Source organism: Micromonospora sp. S4605 (genome assembly GCF_003176715.1).
GTDB lineage: Bacteria > Actinomycetota > Actinomycetes > Mycobacteriales > Micromonosporaceae > Micromonospora > Micromonospora echinaurantiaca.
Genome location: NZ_QGSW01000479.1, coordinates 1 through 19,063, shown reverse-complemented (window position 1 = coordinate 19,063; position 19,063 = coordinate 1). Strand labels below are relative to the sequence as shown.

Annotated in this window: 16 protein-coding genes and 1 tRNA gene; 9 read left to right on the top strand and 8 right to left on the bottom strand. The window is 74.0% G+C overall.

The window, feature by feature from the left end:
• The 3 genes from DLJ47_RS34770 to DLJ47_RS34760 form a co-directional block, all read right to left on the bottom strand.
• The coding region (locus DLJ47_RS34770; protein ID WP_109906541.1) for an MMPL family transporter at positions 1 to 2,205 on the bottom strand (2,205 nt) is incomplete at its 3' end.
• A 39-nt stretch (positions 2,206 to 2,244) separates the two neighbouring features.
• On the bottom strand, positions 2,245 to 2,790 hold the full coding sequence (locus DLJ47_RS34765) for a TetR/AcrR family transcriptional regulator (RefSeq protein WP_109906543.1): 546 nt from the start codon (positions 2,788 to 2,790) through the stop codon (positions 2,245 to 2,247).
• Positions 2,791 to 2,927: 137 nt separating this feature from the next.
• Positions 2,928 to 3,338 carry a winged helix-turn-helix transcriptional regulator gene (locus tag DLJ47_RS34760; RefSeq protein WP_393347098.1) on the bottom strand — a complete coding sequence of 137 codons (411 nt, stop codon included), beginning with the start codon at positions 3,336 to 3,338 and terminating at the stop codon, positions 2,928 to 2,930.
• A gap of 107 nt (positions 3,339 to 3,445) precedes the next feature.
• Here DLJ47_RS34760 and DLJ47_RS34755 point away from each other — a divergent pair, with 107 nt between their 5' ends.
• A complete protein-coding gene (locus DLJ47_RS34755; RefSeq protein ID WP_109906537.1) occupies positions 3,446 to 5,071 on the top strand; it encodes an MFS transporter in 1,626 nt (541 codons plus the stop codon).
• On the opposite strand, the gene pdxR is transcribed toward DLJ47_RS34755, so the two are convergent.
• The gene (gene pdxR / locus DLJ47_RS34750; protein WP_109906535.1) at positions 5,014 to 6,426 is read right to left on the bottom strand and encodes a MocR-like pyridoxine biosynthesis transcription factor PdxR; all 1,413 of its coding nucleotides are present in this window, start codon (positions 6,424 to 6,426) and stop codon (positions 5,014 to 5,016) included. The two genes, DLJ47_RS34755 and pdxR, sit on opposite strands and share 58 nt — an antisense overlap.
• A gap of 52 nt (positions 6,427 to 6,478) precedes the next feature.
• On the opposite strand from pdxR, the gene DLJ47_RS34745 reads away from it, so the two are divergent.
• From DLJ47_RS34745 to DLJ47_RS34730, 4 genes are all read left to right on the top strand, one after another.
• Positions 6,479 to 7,255: an isocitrate lyase/PEP mutase family protein gene (locus DLJ47_RS34745; RefSeq protein WP_109906533.1), complete on the top strand. Its 777-nt coding sequence runs from the start codon at positions 6,479 to 6,481 to the stop codon at positions 7,253 to 7,255.
• Positions 7,256 to 7,407: 152 nt separating this feature from the next.
• Positions 7,408 to 8,367: a non-homologous end-joining DNA ligase gene (gene ligD / locus DLJ47_RS34740; protein WP_109906531.1), complete on the top strand. Its 960-nt coding sequence runs from the start codon at positions 7,408 to 7,410 to the stop codon at positions 8,365 to 8,367.
• A gap of 139 nt (positions 8,368 to 8,506) precedes the next feature.
• Positions 8,507 to 9,367 (top strand): RNA polymerase sigma factor SigJ, encoded by an 861-nt coding sequence (sigJ, locus tag DLJ47_RS34735; protein ID WP_109906529.1) that lies wholly within the window; start codon positions 8,507 to 8,509, stop codon positions 9,365 to 9,367.
• Positions 9,368 to 9,416: 49 nt separating this feature from the next.
• Positions 9,417 to 10,613: an NAD(P)/FAD-dependent oxidoreductase gene (locus tag DLJ47_RS34730; RefSeq protein ID WP_109906527.1), complete on the top strand. Its 1,197-nt coding sequence runs from the start codon at positions 9,417 to 9,419 to the stop codon at positions 10,611 to 10,613.
• A gap of 193 nt (positions 10,614 to 10,806) precedes the next feature.
• On the opposite strand, the gene DLJ47_RS34725 is transcribed toward DLJ47_RS34730, so the two are convergent.
• From DLJ47_RS34725 to DLJ47_RS34710, 4 genes are all read right to left on the bottom strand, one after another.
• A tRNA-Arg gene (locus DLJ47_RS34725) sits at positions 10,807 to 10,878 on the bottom strand.
• A gap of 193 nt (positions 10,879 to 11,071) precedes the next feature.
• Positions 11,072 to 11,764 carry a winged helix-turn-helix domain-containing protein gene (locus tag DLJ47_RS34720; RefSeq protein ID WP_109906525.1) on the bottom strand — a complete coding sequence of 231 codons (693 nt, stop codon included), beginning with the start codon at positions 11,762 to 11,764 and terminating at the stop codon, positions 11,072 to 11,074.
• A 209-nt stretch (positions 11,765 to 11,973) separates the two neighbouring features.
• On the bottom strand, positions 11,974 to 12,639 hold the full coding sequence (locus tag DLJ47_RS34715; RefSeq protein ID WP_109906523.1) for a DUF305 domain-containing protein: 666 nt from the start codon (positions 12,637 to 12,639) through the stop codon (positions 11,974 to 11,976).
• 7 nt (positions 12,640 to 12,646) lie between these two features.
• Positions 12,647 to 13,456: a DUF3105 domain-containing protein gene (locus DLJ47_RS34710; protein WP_109906521.1), complete on the bottom strand. Its 810-nt coding sequence runs from the start codon at positions 13,454 to 13,456 to the stop codon at positions 12,647 to 12,649.
• Between the two features lie 100 nt (positions 13,457 to 13,556).
• On the opposite strand from DLJ47_RS34710, the gene argS reads away from it, so the two are divergent.
• The 4 genes from argS to thrC all read left to right on the top strand — a co-directional run.
• Positions 13,557 to 15,221, top strand: a complete 1,665-nt coding sequence (gene argS, locus DLJ47_RS34700; RefSeq protein ID WP_109906517.1) for an arginine--tRNA ligase — start codon at positions 13,557 to 13,559, stop codon at positions 15,219 to 15,221.
• Between the two features lies 1 nt (position 15,222).
• Complete coding sequence (gene lysA / locus DLJ47_RS34695; protein ID WP_109906515.1) at positions 15,223 to 16,608, top strand: diaminopimelate decarboxylase; 1,386 nt, start codon at positions 15,223 to 15,225, stop codon at positions 16,606 to 16,608.
• An 8-nt stretch (positions 16,609 to 16,616) separates the two neighbouring features.
• Complete coding sequence (locus tag DLJ47_RS34690) at positions 16,617 to 17,933, top strand: homoserine dehydrogenase (protein WP_199236135.1); 1,317 nt, start codon at positions 16,617 to 16,619, stop codon at positions 17,931 to 17,933.
• A 147-nt stretch (positions 17,934 to 18,080) separates the two neighbouring features.
• Positions 18,081 to 19,063, top strand: a 983-nt coding sequence (gene thrC, locus DLJ47_RS34685) for a threonine synthase (protein WP_109906511.1), incomplete at its 3' end; no start/stop codon positions are given.

Below are 19,063 nucleotides of genomic sequence, written 5' to 3'. Positions count from 1 at the left end.
GTCAGATGTGTATAAGGGACAGGGTTCGGCCAGGTGGGCGCGCAGGCCCTCGCCCTCGATGTCGACGTTCGGCAGGGCCCTGTCCAGCCAGCGCGGCAGCCACCAGGCGCCCCGGCCCAGCAGCGACATCACCGCGGGCACGATGGTCATCCGCACCACGAACGCGTCGATGGCGACACCGATCGCGAGCGCGAAGCCCATCGACTTGATCACCGGGTCGTCGAGGAACACGAAGCCGCCGAAGACGGAGATCATGATCAGCGCCGCGGCGGTGACCACCCGGGCCCCGTGCCCCATCCCGTTGATGGTCGCCTGCTGCGCGGTGTCGCCGTGCACGAAGTCCTCGCGCATCCGGGAGACCAGGAACACCTCGTAGTCCATCGCCAGGCCGAACAGGATGCCGATCAGCAGGATCGGCAGGAAGCTGACCAGCGGACCGGGGGTGTCCAGGCCGACCAGGTCGGCGAGATGGCCCTGCTGGAACACCGCCACGGTGATGCCGAACGTGGCGGCGACCGTGAGCAGGAAGCCCAGCGCGGCCTTGACCGGCACCAGCAGCGAGCGGAAGACGAGCATCAGCAGCAGCACCGAGAGCCCGACCACCAGCAGCAGGTAGACCGGCAGGGCGTCGGAGAGCTTCTCGGAGACGTCGATGCCGATGGCGGTCACGCCGGTCAGCAGCACGTCCACGTCGCGGAACTGGCCCACCGAGCCGCGTACGTCGTTGACCAGGGTCTCGGTGGCCTCGTCGGTCGGGCCCGTCTTCGGCACCACGCCGAGCAGCGCGGTGCGGCCGTCCGGGCTGAGCTGCGGCGGGGCCACCGCGAGGACGTTGTCGGTGCGCTGGAGCAGCGCGGTGACCTGCGGGATCGCGGCCGAGGTGGCCTGCGGGCTGTCCCCGGCGACCACCACCGCGAGCCGGCCGGTGAAGCCCGGCCCGAAGCCCTCGGTGATCAGGTCGTTCGAGGTGCGGGCCGGCGAGCCGACCGGCGCGGTGCCCGCGTCGGGCAGGGCCAGCCGCATGTCCGGCGTGGGCAGCGCGAGCAGGCCCAGCCCGAGCAGCCCGACCAGGATCACCGGCACCCGGAACCGGGTGACGGCGCGCGCCCAACGGAACCCGAAGCCGGAGCGGTCCTCGGCGGCCGGCACGGCCGTCGGAGCGTGGTCCGCCCGGTCGCCGGCCGGAACCGAGGCGCGCAGCTTGCGGGGGAGCACCCGGTGGCCGGCGAAGCCGAGCAGGGCGGGCTGGAGGGTGATCGCGACCAGCACCGCGACGGTGACCGTGGCGGCGGCGGCCAGACCCATGACGGTCAGGAACGGGATGTTCACCACGGCGAGGCCGGCCAGCGCGATGACCACGGTGGCGCCGGCGAAGAGCACCGCCGATCCGGCGGTGCCCACCGCGCGGCCGACCGCCTCGTCCGGCGGCAGCCCTTCGAGCAGGTTCTGCCGGTAGCGCGAGGTGATGAAGAGTGAGTAGTCGATGCCGACCGCGAGGCCGAGCATCAGGGCGAGGATCGGTGCCGTGCTGGTCAGGTCGACCACGCTGCTGAGCGTGAAGAGCCCCGCCATGCCGACGCCCACGCCGATCAGCGCGTTGAGCATGGTCATCCCGGCCGCCACCAGCGACCCGAAGGTGACCACCAGGACGATCGCGGCGATCGCCACGCCGATCGCCTCGGTCGAGCCGACCTCCGGCACGGCGTTGAGCACCTCGCCGCCGGGCGCGACCTGCCAGCCCTGGGCCTCGGCCCGGGTGCCGACCTGCTCGTACGCGTCGCGCTGGCTGTCGGTCACCTCGTCGGCGCCGGTGGCGAACTGCACCTGGACCAGCGCGTACCGGCCGTCCGGGGACACCGCGCCCACCTGGAACGGGTCGACGGCGCCGACGACGCCGGGCAGCGTCGCGGCCTCCTGGGTGAGCTCCTTCACCACCGCCTGCCCCTGCGGGCTGCCGAGCGCGCCGTCGGCCGGTGCCTTGACCGCGATCGTGCCGGTCGCGCCGCTGGCCTCCGGGAACTGCTCCGCGAGCAGGTCCAGGGCGCGCTGCGACTCGGTGCCGGGCATGGTGAAGTTGTCGGCGATCGGGCCGCGCAGGGTCGCGGCGGCCAGGCCGAGACCGACCAGTACGACGAGCCAGATCGCCGCGACGAGTCGCCGCCGGCGCATCGAGCCCCGGCCGAGCCGGTAGAGCAGGGTGGCCATGAGTTCCTTGTCCTCGTCTCGTGGATGGTTGGGAACGAGTCAGTCGACGGGCTCCAGCGCCCGCCGGACGAGTCCCAGCAGCGCGTCGCGCAGCTCCTCGTCGGGTACGTCGGCGAACTCGCCGCACGCTTCGGAGATGCCGGCGAGCACCACCAGCGCCGCGATCCGGGCGGCGGGGCGCTCCGGGTGCCCGGCGAGTGCCTCGATCAGCCGCTCGGAGATCCGCTGGATGTGCGCGAAGGCGGGCTGCTGGAGCAGCTCCGGGAACTCCCCCCGGAGCAGTGCGATCTCGCGCCGGAACCGGACCGCGAGGTCGACGAAGCCCTCGGCGGCCACCCGCTGGGCGGCCGCGCCGTGGTGCGCGGCGATCCGCTCGTCGAGCGCCCGGAGGACGTCGATCGCCGGAGCCATCAGCTCGGTGAGGATGGCGTCCTTGTTGGCGAAGTGGTAGAGCACGGCCGCCTTGGAGCAGCCCACCTCGCCGGCGATGTCCTGCAGCGAGGTGCCCCGGTAGCCGCTGACCGCGAATCGCCGCGCCGCCGCGGCCAGGATCTCGTCGTGCGTCTCCGGTACCACCCGTGCCATGCCGGTCACCCCCCGAACCAGCATGCCTGACCGATCGGTCAGATGCTGACCGATCGGTCAGATCCATCCGGTGGCGTTCACCACAGGGGGTTCCGCAGGGGTGCCGGGTGGGGCTCGGTCCGCCGGCCGGCGCCGGCTCAGCTCGGGGCGCCGTGCTCCCGGTCGTACGCGGCCCGCGCCTCGGCGATCGCCGTCCGGTGCCGCTCGGCCCAGTTGGTCAGGGTGACCAGCGACTCGTAGAGCTCCAGGGCGATCGGGGTGGCGGTGTACTCCACCTTCGGCGGCACCGTCGGGTACACCCGGCGATGCAGCAGGCCGTCCCGCTCCAGGTTGCGCAGGGTCAGCGTGAGCATCCGCCGGCTGATCCCCTCCACGCACCGCTCCAGTTCGGTGAAGCGCACCGGGCCCTGGGAGGCGGCGACCAGGATGCCGATGCTCCACTTGCCGCCCACCCGGTCGAGCACCTCGCGGACGGTGCACGCCCGGGCCTGCCCGGGGGTGAACGGGGCGTCGCCGGCGGCGCACGCCTGGCTCCGGTCGACGCTCACGGGCACACCGCTGTTCCCCTGGGACATCAAAGTGCCTCCTTACGCTCCGCCTCATGGTCACAGAGGATGGCTTCGGTAACAAACCATGCACCTAGGGGGAGCTCTCGATGGCCCGTACCGTTCCGTCCCGCTGGCCGGCGCTGCTGGTGCTCTGCGCCGGCAGTCTCATGATCATCCTGGACGGCAGCATCGTCGCGGTGGCGCTTCCCGCGATCCAGCGCGACCTCGGCTTCACCGCCACCGGGCTGGCCTGGGTGGTCAACGCCTACCTGGTCGCCTTCGGCGGGCTGCTGCTGCTCGCCGGGCGCCTCGGCGACCTGCTCGGCCGCCGCCAGGTCTTCCTCGCCGGGGTGGCGCTGTTCACCCTCGCCTCGCTGCTCTGCGCGGTGGCGACCGGGCCGGCGGTGCTGGTCACCGCCCGCTTCGCCCAGGGGGTCGGCGGGGCGCTCACCATGGCGGTGAGCCTCGGCATGATCGTCCGACTCTTCCCGGAACCGGCCGAGCGGGCCCGGGCGATCGCGGTCTTCAGCTTCACCGGGGCCGCCGGCTCGTCGATCGGCATGCTGGCCGGCGGCGTACTCACCGACCTGGCCGGCTGGCCCGCGATCTTCCTGATCAACCTGCCGATCGGGCTGGTCATCCTGGTCGCCGCGGTGCGCCGGATCGAGCCGGACCGGGGCCTCGGGCTGCGCGCCGGCCTGGACCTGCTCGGCGCGGTGCTGGTCACCGCCGGGTTGATGGCCGCCGTGCTGGCGATCGTCGGCACCGGGGAGCACGGCTGGACCTCGGCCCGTACGCTCGGCGCGGCCGGGCTCGCCGCCGTCCTGCTCGGCGGCTTCGCGGTCCGGCAGCGGGCGACCGCCACCCCGCTGCTGCCGCCCCGGCTGCTGCGCGCGCCCGACCTGGTCGCCGCGAACACTGTCCAGTTCCTCATGGTCGCCGCGTTCTTCGGCTTCCAGTTCCTGCTCGCCCTGGAACTCCAACTGGTCCTCGCCCTGGACGCGGCCGCCACCGGGCTGGCCTTCCTGCCCACTCCGGTGATGATCGCGGTGGTCTCGCTCGGCCTCGCCGGCCGGCTGATGGCCCGGTTCGGCGCCCGGGCCGTGCTGCTCACCGGGCTGGCCCTCGCCGTGGTCGGCTTTCTGCTGCTGGCCCGGTTGCCGGTCGACGGCAGCTACCCGGTCGACGTGCTCCCGGCGATGCTGGTCTTCGGCGCCGCCGGCGGGCTGACCCTGCCGGCGGTGACCACGCTGGCCATGGCCGGCGCCGGCGAGGCCGACGCCGGGCTCGCATCGGGGCTGGCGAACACCACCCAGCAGGTCGGCGGGGCGCTCGGACTGGCCGCGCTCGCCACCCTGGCGGCCACCCGCACCGACGGCCTGCGGGCCGCCGGCTGGACCGAGACCGCCGCCCTCGCGGCCGGCTACCGGACCGCCTTCGCCGTGGCCGCCGCCCTGGTCACCGCCGCTCTGCTGGTCGCGGTGGCCACCCTCCGCCGGCGGTACACGGCGGGCGAGCCGTCGACGGCCGCCGGCGCGGACAACCCGGGCCGGCCCGACGCGTCGGTCGGCGTCGCCGCCGAGCCGGGGTCGGCCTCCGGTGGCGCCGGTTCGTCGGCGGGCTCCTCGGCCGGAGCTGCCGAGGAGCCCGCGAACCTCGCCCCGGCGGCCGCGGGTCAGCCCGGTTCGGCGGCGCCCAGCACGGCGAGCAGCGCGTCCAGGGCGGCGGGGTAGGCGTGCCCGGGCGGGGTGGCGTAGCCGACGACCAGACCCGGTGGGTGGGCGCCCGGGCGGTGCCGGTGAGCGGCCAGCCCGCCCAGGGCCAGCCCGCGCCGTGCCGCCGCGGCGAGCAGCGCCGCCTCGTCCGGCCCGTCCGGCGGCAGGCGCAGCAACGCGTGCAGGCCGGCGGAGACGCCGCCCACCCGGTACCGCCCGCCGGCCGCGTCGAGCCGGTCGAGCAGCAGGTCCCGGCGGCGGCGGTAGTGCCGGCGGACCGCCCGGATCTGCCGGTCGTAACCGTGATTCGTGATCAGGTCGGCGAGCGCCAACTGCCCGATCGTCTCCGAGTGCAGGTCCAGGTGCCGTTTCGCCTCGACCACCGGCTCGACCAGCCGGGCCGGCAGCACCAGCCAGGCCAACCGCAGCGCCGGGCCGAGGGTCTTGGCGGCGGTGCCCACGTACGCCACCTGCTCGGGTGCGGTGCCCTGCACCGCACCCACCGGCTGCCGGTCGTAGCGGAACTCGCCGTCGTAGTCGTCCTCGACCACCAGCGCGTCCCGGTCCCGCGCCCAGCGGGTCAGCGCGTGCCGGCGCTCGGGCGCCAGGGTGACCCCGGTCGGGTACTGGTGGGCCGGCGTCACCACCGCGGCGGCCACCCCGGCCAGCTCGCCGGCGCCGAGCAGGTCGGTGCGGGCGCCGCGGTCGTCGACCGGCAGCGGCAGCACCGTGCCGCCGTGCCGGCGGGCCACCTCCCGGTGGAAGGCGAGCCCCGGGTCCTCCATCGCCAGCACCGGGCGGCCCGCGTCGCGCAGCACGCCGACCAGCAGCGCCAGTGCCTGCACGTACCCGGTGGTGACGACGATCCGGTCGGGATCGGCCAGCACCCCCCGGGCCCGGCCCAGATAGCCGGCGAGCGCCGTGCGCAGCTCGCTCCGCCCGCGCGGGTCGCCGTAGCCGTAGACGCTCGCCGGGGCGGCGGTCAGCGCCCGCCGGGTGGCGCGCAGCCAGGCGGTCACCGGGAAGGCCGCCACGTCGGGACTGCCCGGGCGCAGGTCGTAGCGGGGCGCGACCGGACCCGCCGGGGCGGCGGCCGGCGGCGGCGCGGCGCGCAGCAGCGGGCTCACCTCGGTGCCGGCACCCACCCGGGCCACCAGCCAGCCCTCGGCGACCAACTGGTCGTACGCCGCGCTGACCGTGCCCCGGGACACGCCCAGCTCGGCGGCGAGCGTGCGGGTGGCGGGCAGCCGGGTCGCCGGGGCCAGCCGCCCGTCCCGAATCGCCTCCCGGAGCGCGCGTTCCAGCCCGGCCCGGCGGCCGGCCGTCGCGTCCAGCTCCAGGTGCAGGTCGACCCCGAAAGCGGCCCAGTCCATCGGCACGGAATTGGAGCTTAGAGCGGGCCGGCGGCCGGTCGAGAATCGGCGTATGACCGCCACCCCGACGGGTCGGGCGGCGGCGCTGCGCGCGCTGCACCGCCCCGGTGACCCGCTGATCCTGCCCAACGCCTGGGACGCCGGTTCGGCCCGGGCAGTGGTCGCCGCCGGCTTTCCGGCCGTGGCGACCAGCAGCGCCGCCGTCGCCGAGTCGCTCGGCCACACCGACGGCGAGACCACCCCGGTCGGCGAGATGTTCGCCGCGGTCGCCCGGATCGCCCGGGCGGTCGCCGTCCCGGTCACCGCCGACCTCGAGCGGGGGTACGGGCTGCGCCCGGCCGAGCTGGTCGAGCGGCTGCTCGCCGCCGGCGCGGTGGGGCTCAACCTGGAGGACTCCGCCCCGGGCACCGGGGCGCTGGTCGACGTTGGCGCGCAGGCCGACCTGCTGGCGCAGGTGCGGGCGGCGGCGGACGCGGCCGGGGTGCCGGTGGTGCTCAACGCCCGGGTGGACGTCTTCCTGCGGCCCGCCGGGGACCCGGCCGAACGGTTGGCCGAGGCGGTCCGCCGGGGCCGGCGTTACCTCGCCGCCGGCGCGGACTGCGTCTACCCGATCATGCTGACCGACCCGGGGGAGCTCCGGAGTTTCGTCGAGGCGGTGACCGGCCCGGTGAACGTGCTGGCCCGTCCGGGCACCCTCGGCCGGGCCGGCCTGGCCGCCCTCGGGGTGGCCCGGATCAGCCACGGATCCGGCCTGTACGCCGCCACCCGTGCGTACACCGCCCGGCTGCTCGACGCCGTGGCGGCCGGCGACCCGCCGGCGGCACCCTGACCCGCCGGGGCGCGCCTTCCCCCGACCGCCGCCGCGCCCGGTGGACCGCCGGCCGCCGCGCCCGGTGGACCGCCGGCCGCCGGGTCCGGTTGACCGCCGGCGGCCGGTCGTGTCCGGTTGACCGGCGGCCCGCGGGCCGGGAAGGTGATCGGATGGGCGGGGCTGACGAGAACCGGGCCGGGGTGGCGCTGACCAACCTGGACCAGGCGCTGTTCGACGGGGCCGACGCGACCAAGCGGGATCTGGTCGACTACCTCGACGCGGTCCACGACCGGCTGCTGCCGCAGCTGCGGGACCGACCGCTGTCGGTGATCCGGGCGCTGCGCGGGCAGGCGCCGTTCATGCAGAAGAACCTGCCGAAGTACACCCCGGAGTGGGTGCGCCGCACCGCGGTGTGGGCCGAGGCTTCGCACCGCGAGGTGTCGTACGCGCTCTGCGACGACCGCCGCACCCTGCTCTGGTTCGCCAACCAGCGGGCGATCGAGTACCACCCCACCCTGGCCACCGTTGACGACCTGCACCGGCCCACCCACCTGGTGCTCGACCTCGACCCGCCGGAGGGGGACTCGTTCGCCCTGGCGGTGGCCGCGGCCCGGCTGGTCCGGCAGGCGCTCGCCGACTGCGGGCTGGCCGGGGCGGTCAAGACCAGCGGGGCCAAGGGGGTGCACGTCTTCGTGCCGGTGGCGACCGGCGCCACCGCCGTGGACATGGCCGCCGCCACCCGGGCCGTCGCGGCCCGCGCCGAACGGCTCGACCCGGCGCTGGCCACCACCGCCTTCATCCGCGAGGACCGGGGCGGCAAGGTCTTCGTGGACTCCACCCGGGCCGGCGGGGCGACAGTGGTGGCCGCGTACAGCCCGCGGCTGCGGCCGGGGGTGCCGGTGTCGTACCCGGTCGGCTGGGCCGACCTGGGCGACGTCACGCCGGCCGACTTCACCATCCGCACCGTGCCCGGCCTGGTCGCCGACCGCGATCCGTGGGCCGAGCAGATGCCGGCGCCGCAGCCGCTCCCGGCGGACCTGGTCGCCGAGGGCCACACCATTCCGGTCGCCCGGGTGCAGGCCATGCACGAGGGCAAGCGCCGGGCCCGCGCCCGCCGCGCCGCCGGCTGAGCGACATCGGGCCGGTGCCGGTGCCCGTCGCCGTTGCCGGGTGTCGTCGCGGCACAGCGGCCCGTCGACGCCGGCCAGCGTCGTTGCCCGGTGCGGCCGGCGGGCCACCGGCCGGCCGGTGGCTTCGTATCCTGGGCGGATGCCGCACGACACGGTGTTCGCCGAGCACCGCCCGCTCCTGGTGGCCGTCGCCTACCGGGTGCTCGGCCGGGCCAGCGATGCCGAGGACGTGGTGCAGGACGCCTGGCTCCGCTGGAGCGGTGTCGACGTCGAACAGGTCGAGAACCCGGAGGGCTACCTGGTCCGGGTGACCACCCGGCTGGCCATCGACCGGCTGCGCAGCGCGACCGCCCGGCGCGAGTCGTACGTCGGGCCGTGGCTGCCCGAGCCGATTCTCACCACGCCCGATGTCGCCGACGACGTGGCCCGGTCCGAGTCGGTGTCGCTGGCCATGCTGCTCATCCTGGAGTCGTTGTCGCCGCTGGAGCGGGCGGTCTTCGTGCTGCACGAGGCGTTCGGGTACTCGTACAACGAGATCGCCGGCATCGTCGACCGGAGCCCGGAATCGGTACGCCAGACGGCGGTGCGGGCGCGCCAGCACGTGAGCGGACGCCGCCGGCGCTATGACACCGATCAGGGAACGCGACGCAAGGTCACCGAGTCGTTCATGTCGGCCAGTGCCGGCGGCGACCTGACCGCCCTGATGGCGGTGCTCGCGCCCGACGTCCGGCTGGTCTGCGACGGTGGCGGCCTGGCACCCGCGCCCCGCAAGGCGATCGACGGCATCGAGCTGGTGGCGCGGGCGCTGGTCACGTTCGCCGGGCGCATGCCGGAGTCGCCGCGCGTGGTCATCGCCGAGGTCAACGGCGGCCCTGGCGTTGTCATCTACTCCGCCGAGACCCCGGTGGCGGTCGTCGTGCTGCACCTGGTCGACGGGCGCGCCCGGGAGATTCACCTGGTCAGCAACCCGGAGAAGCTCACCGCCGTCCGCGGAATGTGACGCCGCCCACAGCAGCTCACGTGGCGCGCCGGGGTGCCGTCCGTGGGGCATGACGAACACACGGCAGACGCGAATCGTGGTTATCGGCGCCGGATACACCGGCCTGCTGGCGGCGCTCGGCGTGGCGCGCCGGGCCCGGGGGCGGGTGACCGTGACCCTGGTCAACCCCGGGGAGCGGTTCACCGAACGGCTGCGGATGCATCAGCTTGCGACCGGACAACAGCTCGCCGAGCACCGCATCCCGGACCTGTTGACCGGCACCGGGATCGCCTTCGTCCAGGGCTGGGCGACCGGTGTCGACACCGCCGCGCGCACGGTCCGGGTGTCCGGCTCGGACGGTGCGGTCGCGCTGGACTACGACACCCTCGTCTACGCGATCGGCAGCACCACCGACACCGCCCGCGTTCCGGGCGCCGAGCACGCCTTCACCCTCAACAGCCCGATGGACGCGCGACGGATGGCCGCACACCTCGCGGCCGCGGGCCGGAGCACCTTCCTGGTGTGCGGGGGCGGGCTGACCGGGATCGAGGCGGCGGCCGAGATCGCCGAGTCCTACCCGGACGTCACGGTGACGCTGCTGACCCGGGGCGAGCCGGGCGCGATGATGGGAGTCCGGGCCCGCGGCTATCTGCGGGCGTCGCTCGACCGGTTGGGTGTGATCGTCCGCGCCGGTGTCGAGATCGCCAGGGTGCTACCAGCGGGCGTGGAACTGGCCGGGGGTGAGGTCGTGCCGGCTGACGGCACGCTGTGGACCACCGGGGTGCGGGTGGCGCCGCTGGCCACGCAGGCCGGGATCGCCACCGACGACACCGGTCGGATCGTCACCGACGCCACCCTGCGCTCCGTGTCGCACCCGGAGATCTACGCCGTCGGCGACGCCGCCGCGGTCCGGCAGGCCTACGGCGTCATCCACGGCACCTGCCAGAGCGGCCTGCCGACCGCCGCCCACGTCGCCGGCAACATCGCCCGCGAGGTGCGCGGCAGGGCGCTCCGGCCGTTCCGGTTCGGCTACCTGCACCAGCCGGTCAGCCTCGGGCGCCGGGACGCGGTGATCCAGTTCACGTACCCCGACGACACTCCGCGGCGGTGGCTGCTCACCGGCCGGGCGGCCGTGCTCTACAAGGAGACCGTCAGCAGCAGCCCGATCACGACGTACGGCCTGGCGAAGCGGATCGGCATCTCGGCCCGGATGCTGAGCACCAGCGGCGGCCGGCGCAACCGGCCGCTGACCGGACAGGTTCGGTGACCGGAACCGGATGGGATGCCCCCTGGTACTCCAACCGGCACTCGCCAGGTCGGTCCCGCCCCCGCGCTTCGGCACGTATTCGGCACTTAGACGCCCGCCATCGGCCACTGGCGGCCGGACTCAGTCAGACACACGACGAAGGCCCCTGACCGGGCTTTCCCTGGTCAGAGGCCTTCAGTGCTGGTGTCAAGAGTGCCCCCGGCAGGATTCGAACCTGCGCCCCCGCCTCCGGAGGGCGGTGCTCTATCCCCTGAGCTACGGGGGCTCAGCGACTGGAGAAGACTAGCAAACGTCCGCTGGTAACGACGAATCGGTATCCGGGCCGCGCGTCGCGCCGGCCGGGGGACGGCTTCAGCGGGACCGCCGTCGATCGCGGCGCGGTGTACCGGCGACGCCGCCCCGGTACGCCGACGCTCCCGTCCGCCTCGGCGGGAGGTGGACGGGAGCGTCGGCGGCGGTCAGGCCGCGACGGCGCGACCGCAGCTGGGCAGGGGGTGCAGCACGATCCGGCGGGGCAGCCGGCGGGGCCACTCGTTGCGGGGCCACGAGCCGTCCACGATGAGGTGCACGGTCCGCTGCTCCTCGCCGCTGAGCCGGAGCACGAACTCGCGGGGGAGGGGCGGGTCGACAGTAGGAGTCGTGATCATGAAGCGCACCCGGCCGCGGGACGAGACAGCGGAGATCACGTCGGCCGCCGGCATGGTGCCGCGTAGCCGCACCCGGCCGATCCAGTAGACCTCGGCCAGGTGCTCCTGGGCCGCCCGGGTGATCGCCGGGTACTCGCTGCGTACCCAGCGCTCGACCGCGCCCACGCAGAGCCCGCAGGCGCGTTCCCGGGGCTCCCGCGGACCCAACCCCCAGGCCCGCAGGTACGCCCCGACCGCGCCGGCGTCCAACGACAGGTCGAACCGGCGCTGGATGAGCGTCTGGAGGCTCTGCCGCGTCCACAGCTCCTCGTCCAGGCCGAACTCGTCGGGGTGGACGCCCCGCAGCACGTCGATCAGTTCGAGTTCCTGTTCGCGGCTGAGCGTTCCCGGCTCGCCCGGCCGCTGTCCGCGACGGGCGGCTGCCACCGCCCCGTCACCGCCGATGGTGTGGCGCCGGCACCAGCTGGTGACCGACCGCCGCGCGTCTCTGAGTGCAACCCCCACGTCCTGCGCAACGAGCCCGAATCGCAACTGGTCACGATATGTGTGGAGAAAACTCCCTTAGCCACGTAATCGCCCACACACCCCAAACCATCACAACACCCCGAAACCGCCCATCCGTCCGGCCCCAAAAGAGATCAAGAGGTCTGCGTCGTCCGGCGGGGCCGGCGATGACGCGAACCTCTTGATCGACGAGGAGGAGCGGGGGCGGATCAGCCGTTGAGGCGCTTGAGGGCGTTCTGGAGGTTGGTGAGGTCGGTCTGCTGGGTGTTCTTCATGGTCTGGGCGGTGCGGACGACGTCCGGCTCGTCGGTGGCGTCGAGCACCGCGTCGATCATGTGGATCCCGCCCAGGTGGTGCTTGATCATCATGGTCAGGAACCGGACGTCCAGGTCGCGCCCCTGGGCCGCGCGCAGCGCCGCCATCTCCTCCGGCGTCGCCATCCCCGGCATCAGCCCGTTCTTGACCGTCATCGCGCCGTCGGGCATCCAGGACATCGGCGGCTGCGAGCCGGTCGGGTCGAGCCCCCAGGAGCGCAGCCAGGACTGCATCGCGCCCATCTCGCCCTGCTGGCCGAGCGCGATGTCGCCGCCGATGCTGCGCACCTCCGGGTCGCTGGCCCGTTGGAAGGCGATCAGGCCCATCTCCACCGCCTGGGCGTGGTGGGTGGTCATGTCCCGGGCGAAGCCGGCCTCCACCGACGCGTCACCGGGGCGGGTCAGCCGGGGGGTCAGCAGGCCGCCGGCGTACCCGAGGAGCAACCCGACCACGACGGCGAGAGCCAGCGCGGCCACGCCCCACCGGCGCCCGGTGTCCGGGCGCTCCGGTGGGGTCGGGTCGCCGAGGCTCGGGGTCTCGGTCGTGGTCGGTGCGCTCATCGTCCCCTCAGCCCTGCGGCATCGTCGCGCCGTCGCGCGGCGTGGTGCCGGTCGCGGTGATGCCCTGGTTGCACAGCGCCGTCGGCCCCTCGATCGAGGCGTTCACCCGCAGCGTCTTGATGAACTCGTCGATCCGGCTGTCGTCAGCGTTGTCGACCTTGAGCTGGTAGCCCCAGGCCTGCAGCGAGATCGGCTTGTCCAGCCCCTCGTACGGGCTGAGCATGGTCTTCTCCACGCCCGCGACCTTGTCGCGCAGCTTGGCCACCTGGTCGGCGGGCAGGTCCGGACGGTAGGTGATCCACACGGTGCCGTGCTCCAGGCTGTGCACCGCGTGCTCGTTGGCGATCGGGGCGTCGTAGACGTCACCCATGCAGTTCTGCCAGGACGCGTTGTGCGGGCCGGCGACCGGCGGGCTGATCTCGTACTTGATCGGGCCGGCCTGGTGGTTGCTGCCCTTGACCAGTTCCTTGTCCAGTTCGCGGTAGTTCACGATGCCGGAGATGTCGGCAGCCCGGTCCTCCCACGGCTTCGAGCCCTGGAAGGCCGCCCAGGCGCCGTAGCCGATGATCGACGCGGCGAGCACGCCCACGGCGACGAAGAGCGCGATGGGCCCCCAGGACCGGCCCTGGCTGACCTTGACCGGGGTGACCGGCTTGCGGCCCTTGCCACCGGCGCCCGGACGGGGACCGGTCGACTTGCCGGACCCGGCCTTGCCGCCGGCCGGCTTGCCGGCAGCGGCCGGCCGGGCCGCCGGCTTCTTGCCGGTGCTGACCACGGTCGGACGGCGCTGCTCGCCGCCCGGGGTGCTGATGCTCATCGTGCCTCGTCAGGTCGGTCGGTCAGGGGAGCCGGCGGTCGGAGTTCACATGCTGGGTCGCCGCCGCGGGGACCGAGTCTACCCCCGATAACATGGTTCGGTGACTCCCGCAGAACTCGCCGAGGTCGTCCTCTCCGCAGCCCACGCCGTCTTCACCGAGCGGGGCCTGGATCGCTCCGCCCTGCCGGAGCGGACGGCGGTGGAGCGACCCCGCAACCCCGAGCACGGCGACTACGCCTCGACGCTGGCGTTGCAGCTCAGCAAGAAGGTGGGCGTCCCGCCGCGGGAGCTCGCCGGCGCCCTCGCCGAGCAGCTCGGCCGGGCCGCCGGGGTCAAGTCGGTGGAGATCGCCGGCCCGGGCTTCCTCAACATCCGGCTGGACGCCGCCGCCGCCGGCCAGCTCGCCCGGTCGATCGTCGAGGCCGGTGCGGAGTACGGCCGCAGCGACCGGCTCGCCGGGCAGCGGATCAACCTGGAGTTCGTCTCGGCCAACCCGACCGGCCCGGTGCACATCGGCGGGGTCCGCTGGGCCGCCGTCGGCGACGCGCTGGGCCGGCTGCTGCGCGCCACCGGCGCCGAGGTGGGCACCGAGTACTACTTCAACGACGCCGGCTCGCAGATCGACCGGTTCGCCCGCTCGCTGCTCGCCGTCGCCCGGGGCGAACCGACCCCGGAGGACGGCTACGCCGGGGCGTACCTCGGGGAGATCGCCGCGGCGGTCCAGGCCCGTCGGCCGGAGGTGCTCACGCTGGACGACGCGGCGGCCCAGGAGGTCTTCCGGGTCGAGGGCGTGGCGCTGATGTTCGACGAGATCCGCTCGTCGCTGCGCGACTTCGGGGTCGAGTTCGACACCTACTTCAACGAGAAGGACCTGCACGACCGGGGCGAGCTCGACCTGGCCCTGAGCCGGCTGCGGGAGCAGGGGCACGTCTTCGAGGCCGAGGGCGCCACCTGGCTGCGCACCACGGAGTTCGGCGACGACAAGGACCGGGTGCTACGCAAGTCCAACGGCGAGTGGACCTACTTCGCCGCCGACTGCGCCTACTACCTCGACAAGCGGGAGCGCGGCTTCGAGCGGGTGGTCATCATGCTCGGCGCCGACCACCACGGCTACATCGGCCGGATGAAGGCGATGGCCGCCTGCTTCGGCGACGACCCGGAGCGCAACCTGGAGATCCTCATCGGCCAGCTGGTCAACCTGCTCCGCGACGGCGCACCGATGCGGATGAGCAAGCGCGCCGGCACCGTGGTCACCCTGGAGGACCTGGTCGACGCGATCGGGGTGGACGCCGCCCGCTACGCGCTGGCCCGCTACTCCAGCGACTCGCCGATCGACATCGACGTCGAGCTGTGGACCCGGGCCACCCGCGACAACCCGGTCTACTACGTGCAGTACGTGGCCGCCCGGACGGCCAGCGTGGGGCGCAACGCCGCCGAGGTCGGGCTCACCCGGGGCGACGCCGCCGCGTTCCGCCCCGAGCTGCTCGACCACGAGAAGGAGAACGAGCTGCTCAAGGCGCTCGCCGAGTTCCCCGCCGTGGTCTCCACCGCGGCCGAGCTGCGCGAGCCGCACCGGGTGGCCCGCTACCTGGAGGATCTCGCCGGGGCCTACCACCGGTTCTACGACAACTGCCGGATCCTGCCGCGCGGTGACGAGGAGGTCACCGACCTGCACCGGGCCCGGCTCTGGCTCAACGACGCCACCCGTACGGTGATCGCCAACGGGCTCCACCTGCTCGGCGTCTCCGCGCCCGAGAGGATGTGACATGCGGGCTCACGAGGCTGGTGCGCTGCACGGCGACATCGGCAACCGCGGTCCGGCCTGGCTGCGTACGCCGGCCGACGTCAACGCCCTGGTGCCGCAGCTGTGGCCGCGCACCGTGGCGCGCGGCGCGGATGGCGCGCTCACCGTCGCCGGCCTGGCCGTGCGTGACCTCGCCGCCGAGTTCGGCACCCCGGTGTACGTGCTGGACGAGGACGACCTGCGCTCGCGCTGTCGCGACTTCCGGGCCGCCTTCCCGGACGTCGACGTCTACTACGCCGGCAAGGCGTTCCTCTGCCGTGCCGTGGTGCGGATGATCGACGAGGAGGGCCTGCACCTCGACGTGTGCAGCGGCGGCGAGCTGGCCACCGCGCTGGCCGCCGGGATGCCACCGGAGCGGATCGGCTTCCACGGCAACAACAAGTCGGTCGCCGAGCTGACCCGGGCGGTGGACGCCGGGGTGGGTCGGATCATCGTCGACTCGTTCACCGAGATCGACCGGCTTACCGAGCTGGCCCGCGAGCGCGGCGTCCGGCCGAAGGTGCTGGTCCGGGTCACCGTCGGCGTGGAGGCGCACACCCACGAGTTCATCGCGACCGCGCACGAGGACCAGAAGTTCGGCTTCTCGCTGGCCGGCGGGGCCGCCGCGGCGGCCGCCTTCAAGATCCTCGACGAGGACGTGCTGGAGCTGCGCGGCCTGCACTCGCACATCGGGTCGCAGATCTTCGACGCCAGCGGCTTCGAGGTCTCCGCCCGCCGGGTGCTCGCCCTGCAGGCGCAGATCCGCGACGCGCGCGGGGTGGAACTGCCCGAGCTGGACCTCGGTGGCGGCTTCGGCATCGCGTACACCACGCAGGACGATCCGGCCGCGCCGCACGACCTGGCCAAGCGGCTGCGCAAGATCGTCGACGGGGAGTGCGCGGCCGAGCGGCTCGCCGTGCCGCGGCTCTCCATCGAGCCGGGCCGGGCCATCGTCGGGCCGGCCGTGTTCACCCTCTACGAGGTCGGCACGGTCAAGGACGTGGACGGCATCCGGACGTACGTCAGCGTCGACGGCGGGATGAGCGACAACATCCGCACCGCGCTCTACGACGCGTCCTACTCCGCCACGCTGGCGTCCCGGGCGTCGGTCGCCGAGCCGATGCTCGCCCGCGTGGTGGGAAAGCATTGTGAGTCCGGGGACATCGTGGTGAAGGATGAATTCCTGCCCGCCGACGTGCAGCCCGGAGATCTTGTCGCGGTGCCCGGCACCGGTGCCTACTGCCGGAGCATGGCCAGCAACTACAACCACGTGCCCCGCCCCCCGGTGGTCGCGGTGCGCGGCGGCCAGGCTCGTGTGATCGTCCGGCGGGAGACCGAAGAGGACCTGCTCGCATTGGATGTTGGATGACGTCACCTGTGCGCTTGGCGCTGCTCGGCTGCGGCACGGTCGGTGGTGAGGTGGTCCGGCTGCTGCACGAGCAGTCGGCCGACCTCGCCGCCCGGATCGGCGCCCCGATCGAGATCGCCGGCATCGCCGTACGCCGCCTCAACCGCGACCGCGGTGACCTGCCGGTCGATCCGGCGCTGTTCACCACCGACGCGCTCGGCCTGGTCAAGCGCGACGACGTCGACGTGGTGGTCGAGGTGGTCGGCGGCATCGAGCCGGCCCGCGGCTGGCTGGTGGAGGCGCTGCGCGCCGGCAAGAGCGTGGTGACCGCGAACAAGGCGCTGCTCGCCGAGGACGGCGCGGCGCTGCACGACGCGGCCGCCGAGGGCGGCGGCGACCTCTACTACGAGGCGTCCGTGGCCGGGGCCATCCCGCTGCTGCGCCCGCTGCGCGAGTCGCTGCACGGCGACCGGATCACCCAGGTGACCGGCATCGTCAACGGCACCACCAACTTCATCCTCTCCGCCATGGACGCCACCGGCGCCGGCTTCGCCGAGGCGCTGGAGGAGGCGACCGAGCTGGGGTACGCCGAGGCCGACCCGACCGCCGACGTGGAGGGCTTCGACGCGGCGGCCAAGGCGGCCATCCTGGCCTCGCTGGCCTTCCACACCCGGGTGAGCGCGGCCGACGTGCACCGGGAGGGCATCACCGAGGTGACCGCCGCCGACGTGGCCAGCGCCAAGGCGATGGGCTGCACGATCAAACTGCTCTGCATCGCGGCCCGGGGCGCGGACGCCGCCGGCCGGGAGACGGTCAACGTCCGGGTGCACCCGGCGATGATCCCGCTGACCCACCCGCTGGCCAGCGTGGGCGACGCGTTCAACGCGGTCTTCGTCGAGGCCGAGGCGGCCGGCCAGCTGATGTTCTACGGTCGGGGCGCCGGCGGCGCGCCGACCGCCAGCGCGGTGCTCGGCGACGTGGTGGCGGTGGCCCGCAACCGGCTCGCCGGCGTCCGCGCGGCCAGCGAGAGCGCGTACGCCGACCTGTCGGTGCGGCCGATGGGGGAGGCGCTGACCCGCTACCACATCAGCCTGGACGTGGCCGACCGTCCGGGCGTGCTGGCCGCGGTGGCCGGGGTGTTCGCCCGGCACGACGTCTCGATCGCGACCGTCCGGCAGGGCTCGGCGGCCGCCGGCACCTCCGGCGGCCGGGACGACGACGCGGAGCTGGTCATCGTCACCCACGTGGCGCCGGACGCCGCGCTCGCCGCGACCGTGGGTGAGCTGCGCGGGCTGGACATCGTCCGCTCGGTGACCAGCGTGCTGCGGGTCGAGGGCGGATTCTGACCGCGCCGGCCGCCCGATCGGCACGTCGGCTGGCGCTTGCGTCCCGCCAGGTGGTTAATGGCGGGTGTGCCGCGGCCGGCCCGGCGAGGCTGGTCCAGGCTGGAGGCGCCCCCGGCTGGGCGGGGCGGTAGAGGCGAGGAGTGCGACATGTGGCGGGGTCTGATCGACGCCTTCCGGGACCGGCTTCCGGTCACCGACGCCACCCCCGTCGTCACCCTGCACGAGGGGAACACCCCGCTGCTGCCCGTTCCGGTGCTCTCCGCCCGGCTCGGCTGTGACGTCCACCTGAAGGTGGAGGGCGCCAACCCGACCGGCTCGTTCAAGGATCGGGGCATGACGCTCGCCGTCTCCAAGGCGGTCGAGGCCGGCAACAAGGCGATCATCTGCGCCTCCACCGGCAACACCAGCGCCTCCGCGGCGGCGTACGCGGCCCGGGCCGGGCTGACCTGCGCGGTGCTGGTGCCGCAGGGCAAGATCGCGCTGGGCAAGCTGGCCCAGGCGCTGGTGCACGGCGCGAAGCTGCTCCAGGTCAACGGCAACTTCGACGACTGCCTGTCGCTGGCCGCGAAGCTCGCCCAGGACTACCCGGTCGCCCTGGTCAACTCGGTCAACATCGACCGGCTGCACGGCCAGAAGACAGCGGCGTTCGAGATCGTCCAGGCGCTCGGTGACGCGCCGGACATCCACTGCCTGCCGGTCGGCAACGCCGGCAACATCTCGGCCTACTGGATGGGCTACGAGGAGGACCTGCGGGACGGCAACGCCACCCGCGCCCCGAAGATGTACGGCTTCCAGGCCGCCGGCGCGGCGCCGATCGTGACCGGCGAGGTGGTGCGGGAGCCGTCCACCATCGCCACCGCCATCCGGATCGGCAACCCGGCCAGCTGGACCAGGGCGCTGGACGCCCGGGACGCCTCCGGCGGCCTGATCGAGGCGGTCACCGACCGGGAGATCCTGGCCGCGTACCGGCTGCTGGCCCGCGAGGTCGGCGTCTTCGTGGAACTGGGTAGCGCGGCCAGCGTGGCCGGCCTGCTCCAGCAGGCCGCGGCCGGCCGGGTGCCGGCCGGCTCGACAGTGGTCTGCACGGTCACCGGGCACGGCCTGAAGGACCCGGAGTGGGCGATCTCCAC

Excerpts from the sequence above, each read along its gene's own strand:
- ligD (WP_109906531.1), top strand. The coding sequence starts at position 7,408 with ATGGGCGGGGCTGACGAGAACCGGGCCGGGGTGGCGCTGACCAACCTG.
- lysA (WP_109906515.1), top strand. The coding sequence starts at position 15,223 with ATGCGGGCTCACGAGGCTGGTGCGCTGCACGGCGACATCGGCAACCGC.
- DLJ47_RS34755 (WP_109906537.1), top strand. The coding sequence starts at position 3,446 with ATGGCCCGTACCGTTCCGTCCCGCTGGCCGGCGCTGCTGGTGCTCTGC.
- pdxR (WP_109906535.1), bottom strand. The coding sequence starts at position 6,426 with ATGGACTGGGCCGCTTTCGGGGTCGACCTGCACCTGGAGCTGGACGCG.
- sigJ (WP_109906529.1), top strand. The coding sequence starts at position 8,507 with ATGCCGCACGACACGGTGTTCGCCGAGCACCGCCCGCTCCTGGTGGCC.
- DLJ47_RS34715 (WP_109906523.1), bottom strand. The coding sequence starts at position 12,639 with ATGAGCGCACCGACCACGACCGAGACCCCGAGCCTCGGCGACCCGACC.
- DLJ47_RS34710 (WP_109906521.1), bottom strand. The coding sequence starts at position 13,456 with ATGAGCATCAGCACCCCGGGCGGCGAGCAGCGCCGTCCGACCGTGGTC.
- DLJ47_RS34730 (WP_109906527.1), top strand. The coding sequence starts at position 9,417 with ATGACGAACACACGGCAGACGCGAATCGTGGTTATCGGCGCCGGATAC.
- DLJ47_RS34745 (WP_109906533.1), top strand. The coding sequence starts at position 6,479 with ATGACCGCCACCCCGACGGGTCGGGCGGCGGCGCTGCGCGCGCTGCAC.
- DLJ47_RS34765 (WP_109906543.1), bottom strand. The coding sequence starts at position 2,790 with ATGGCACGGGTGGTACCGGAGACGCACGACGAGATCCTGGCCGCGGCG.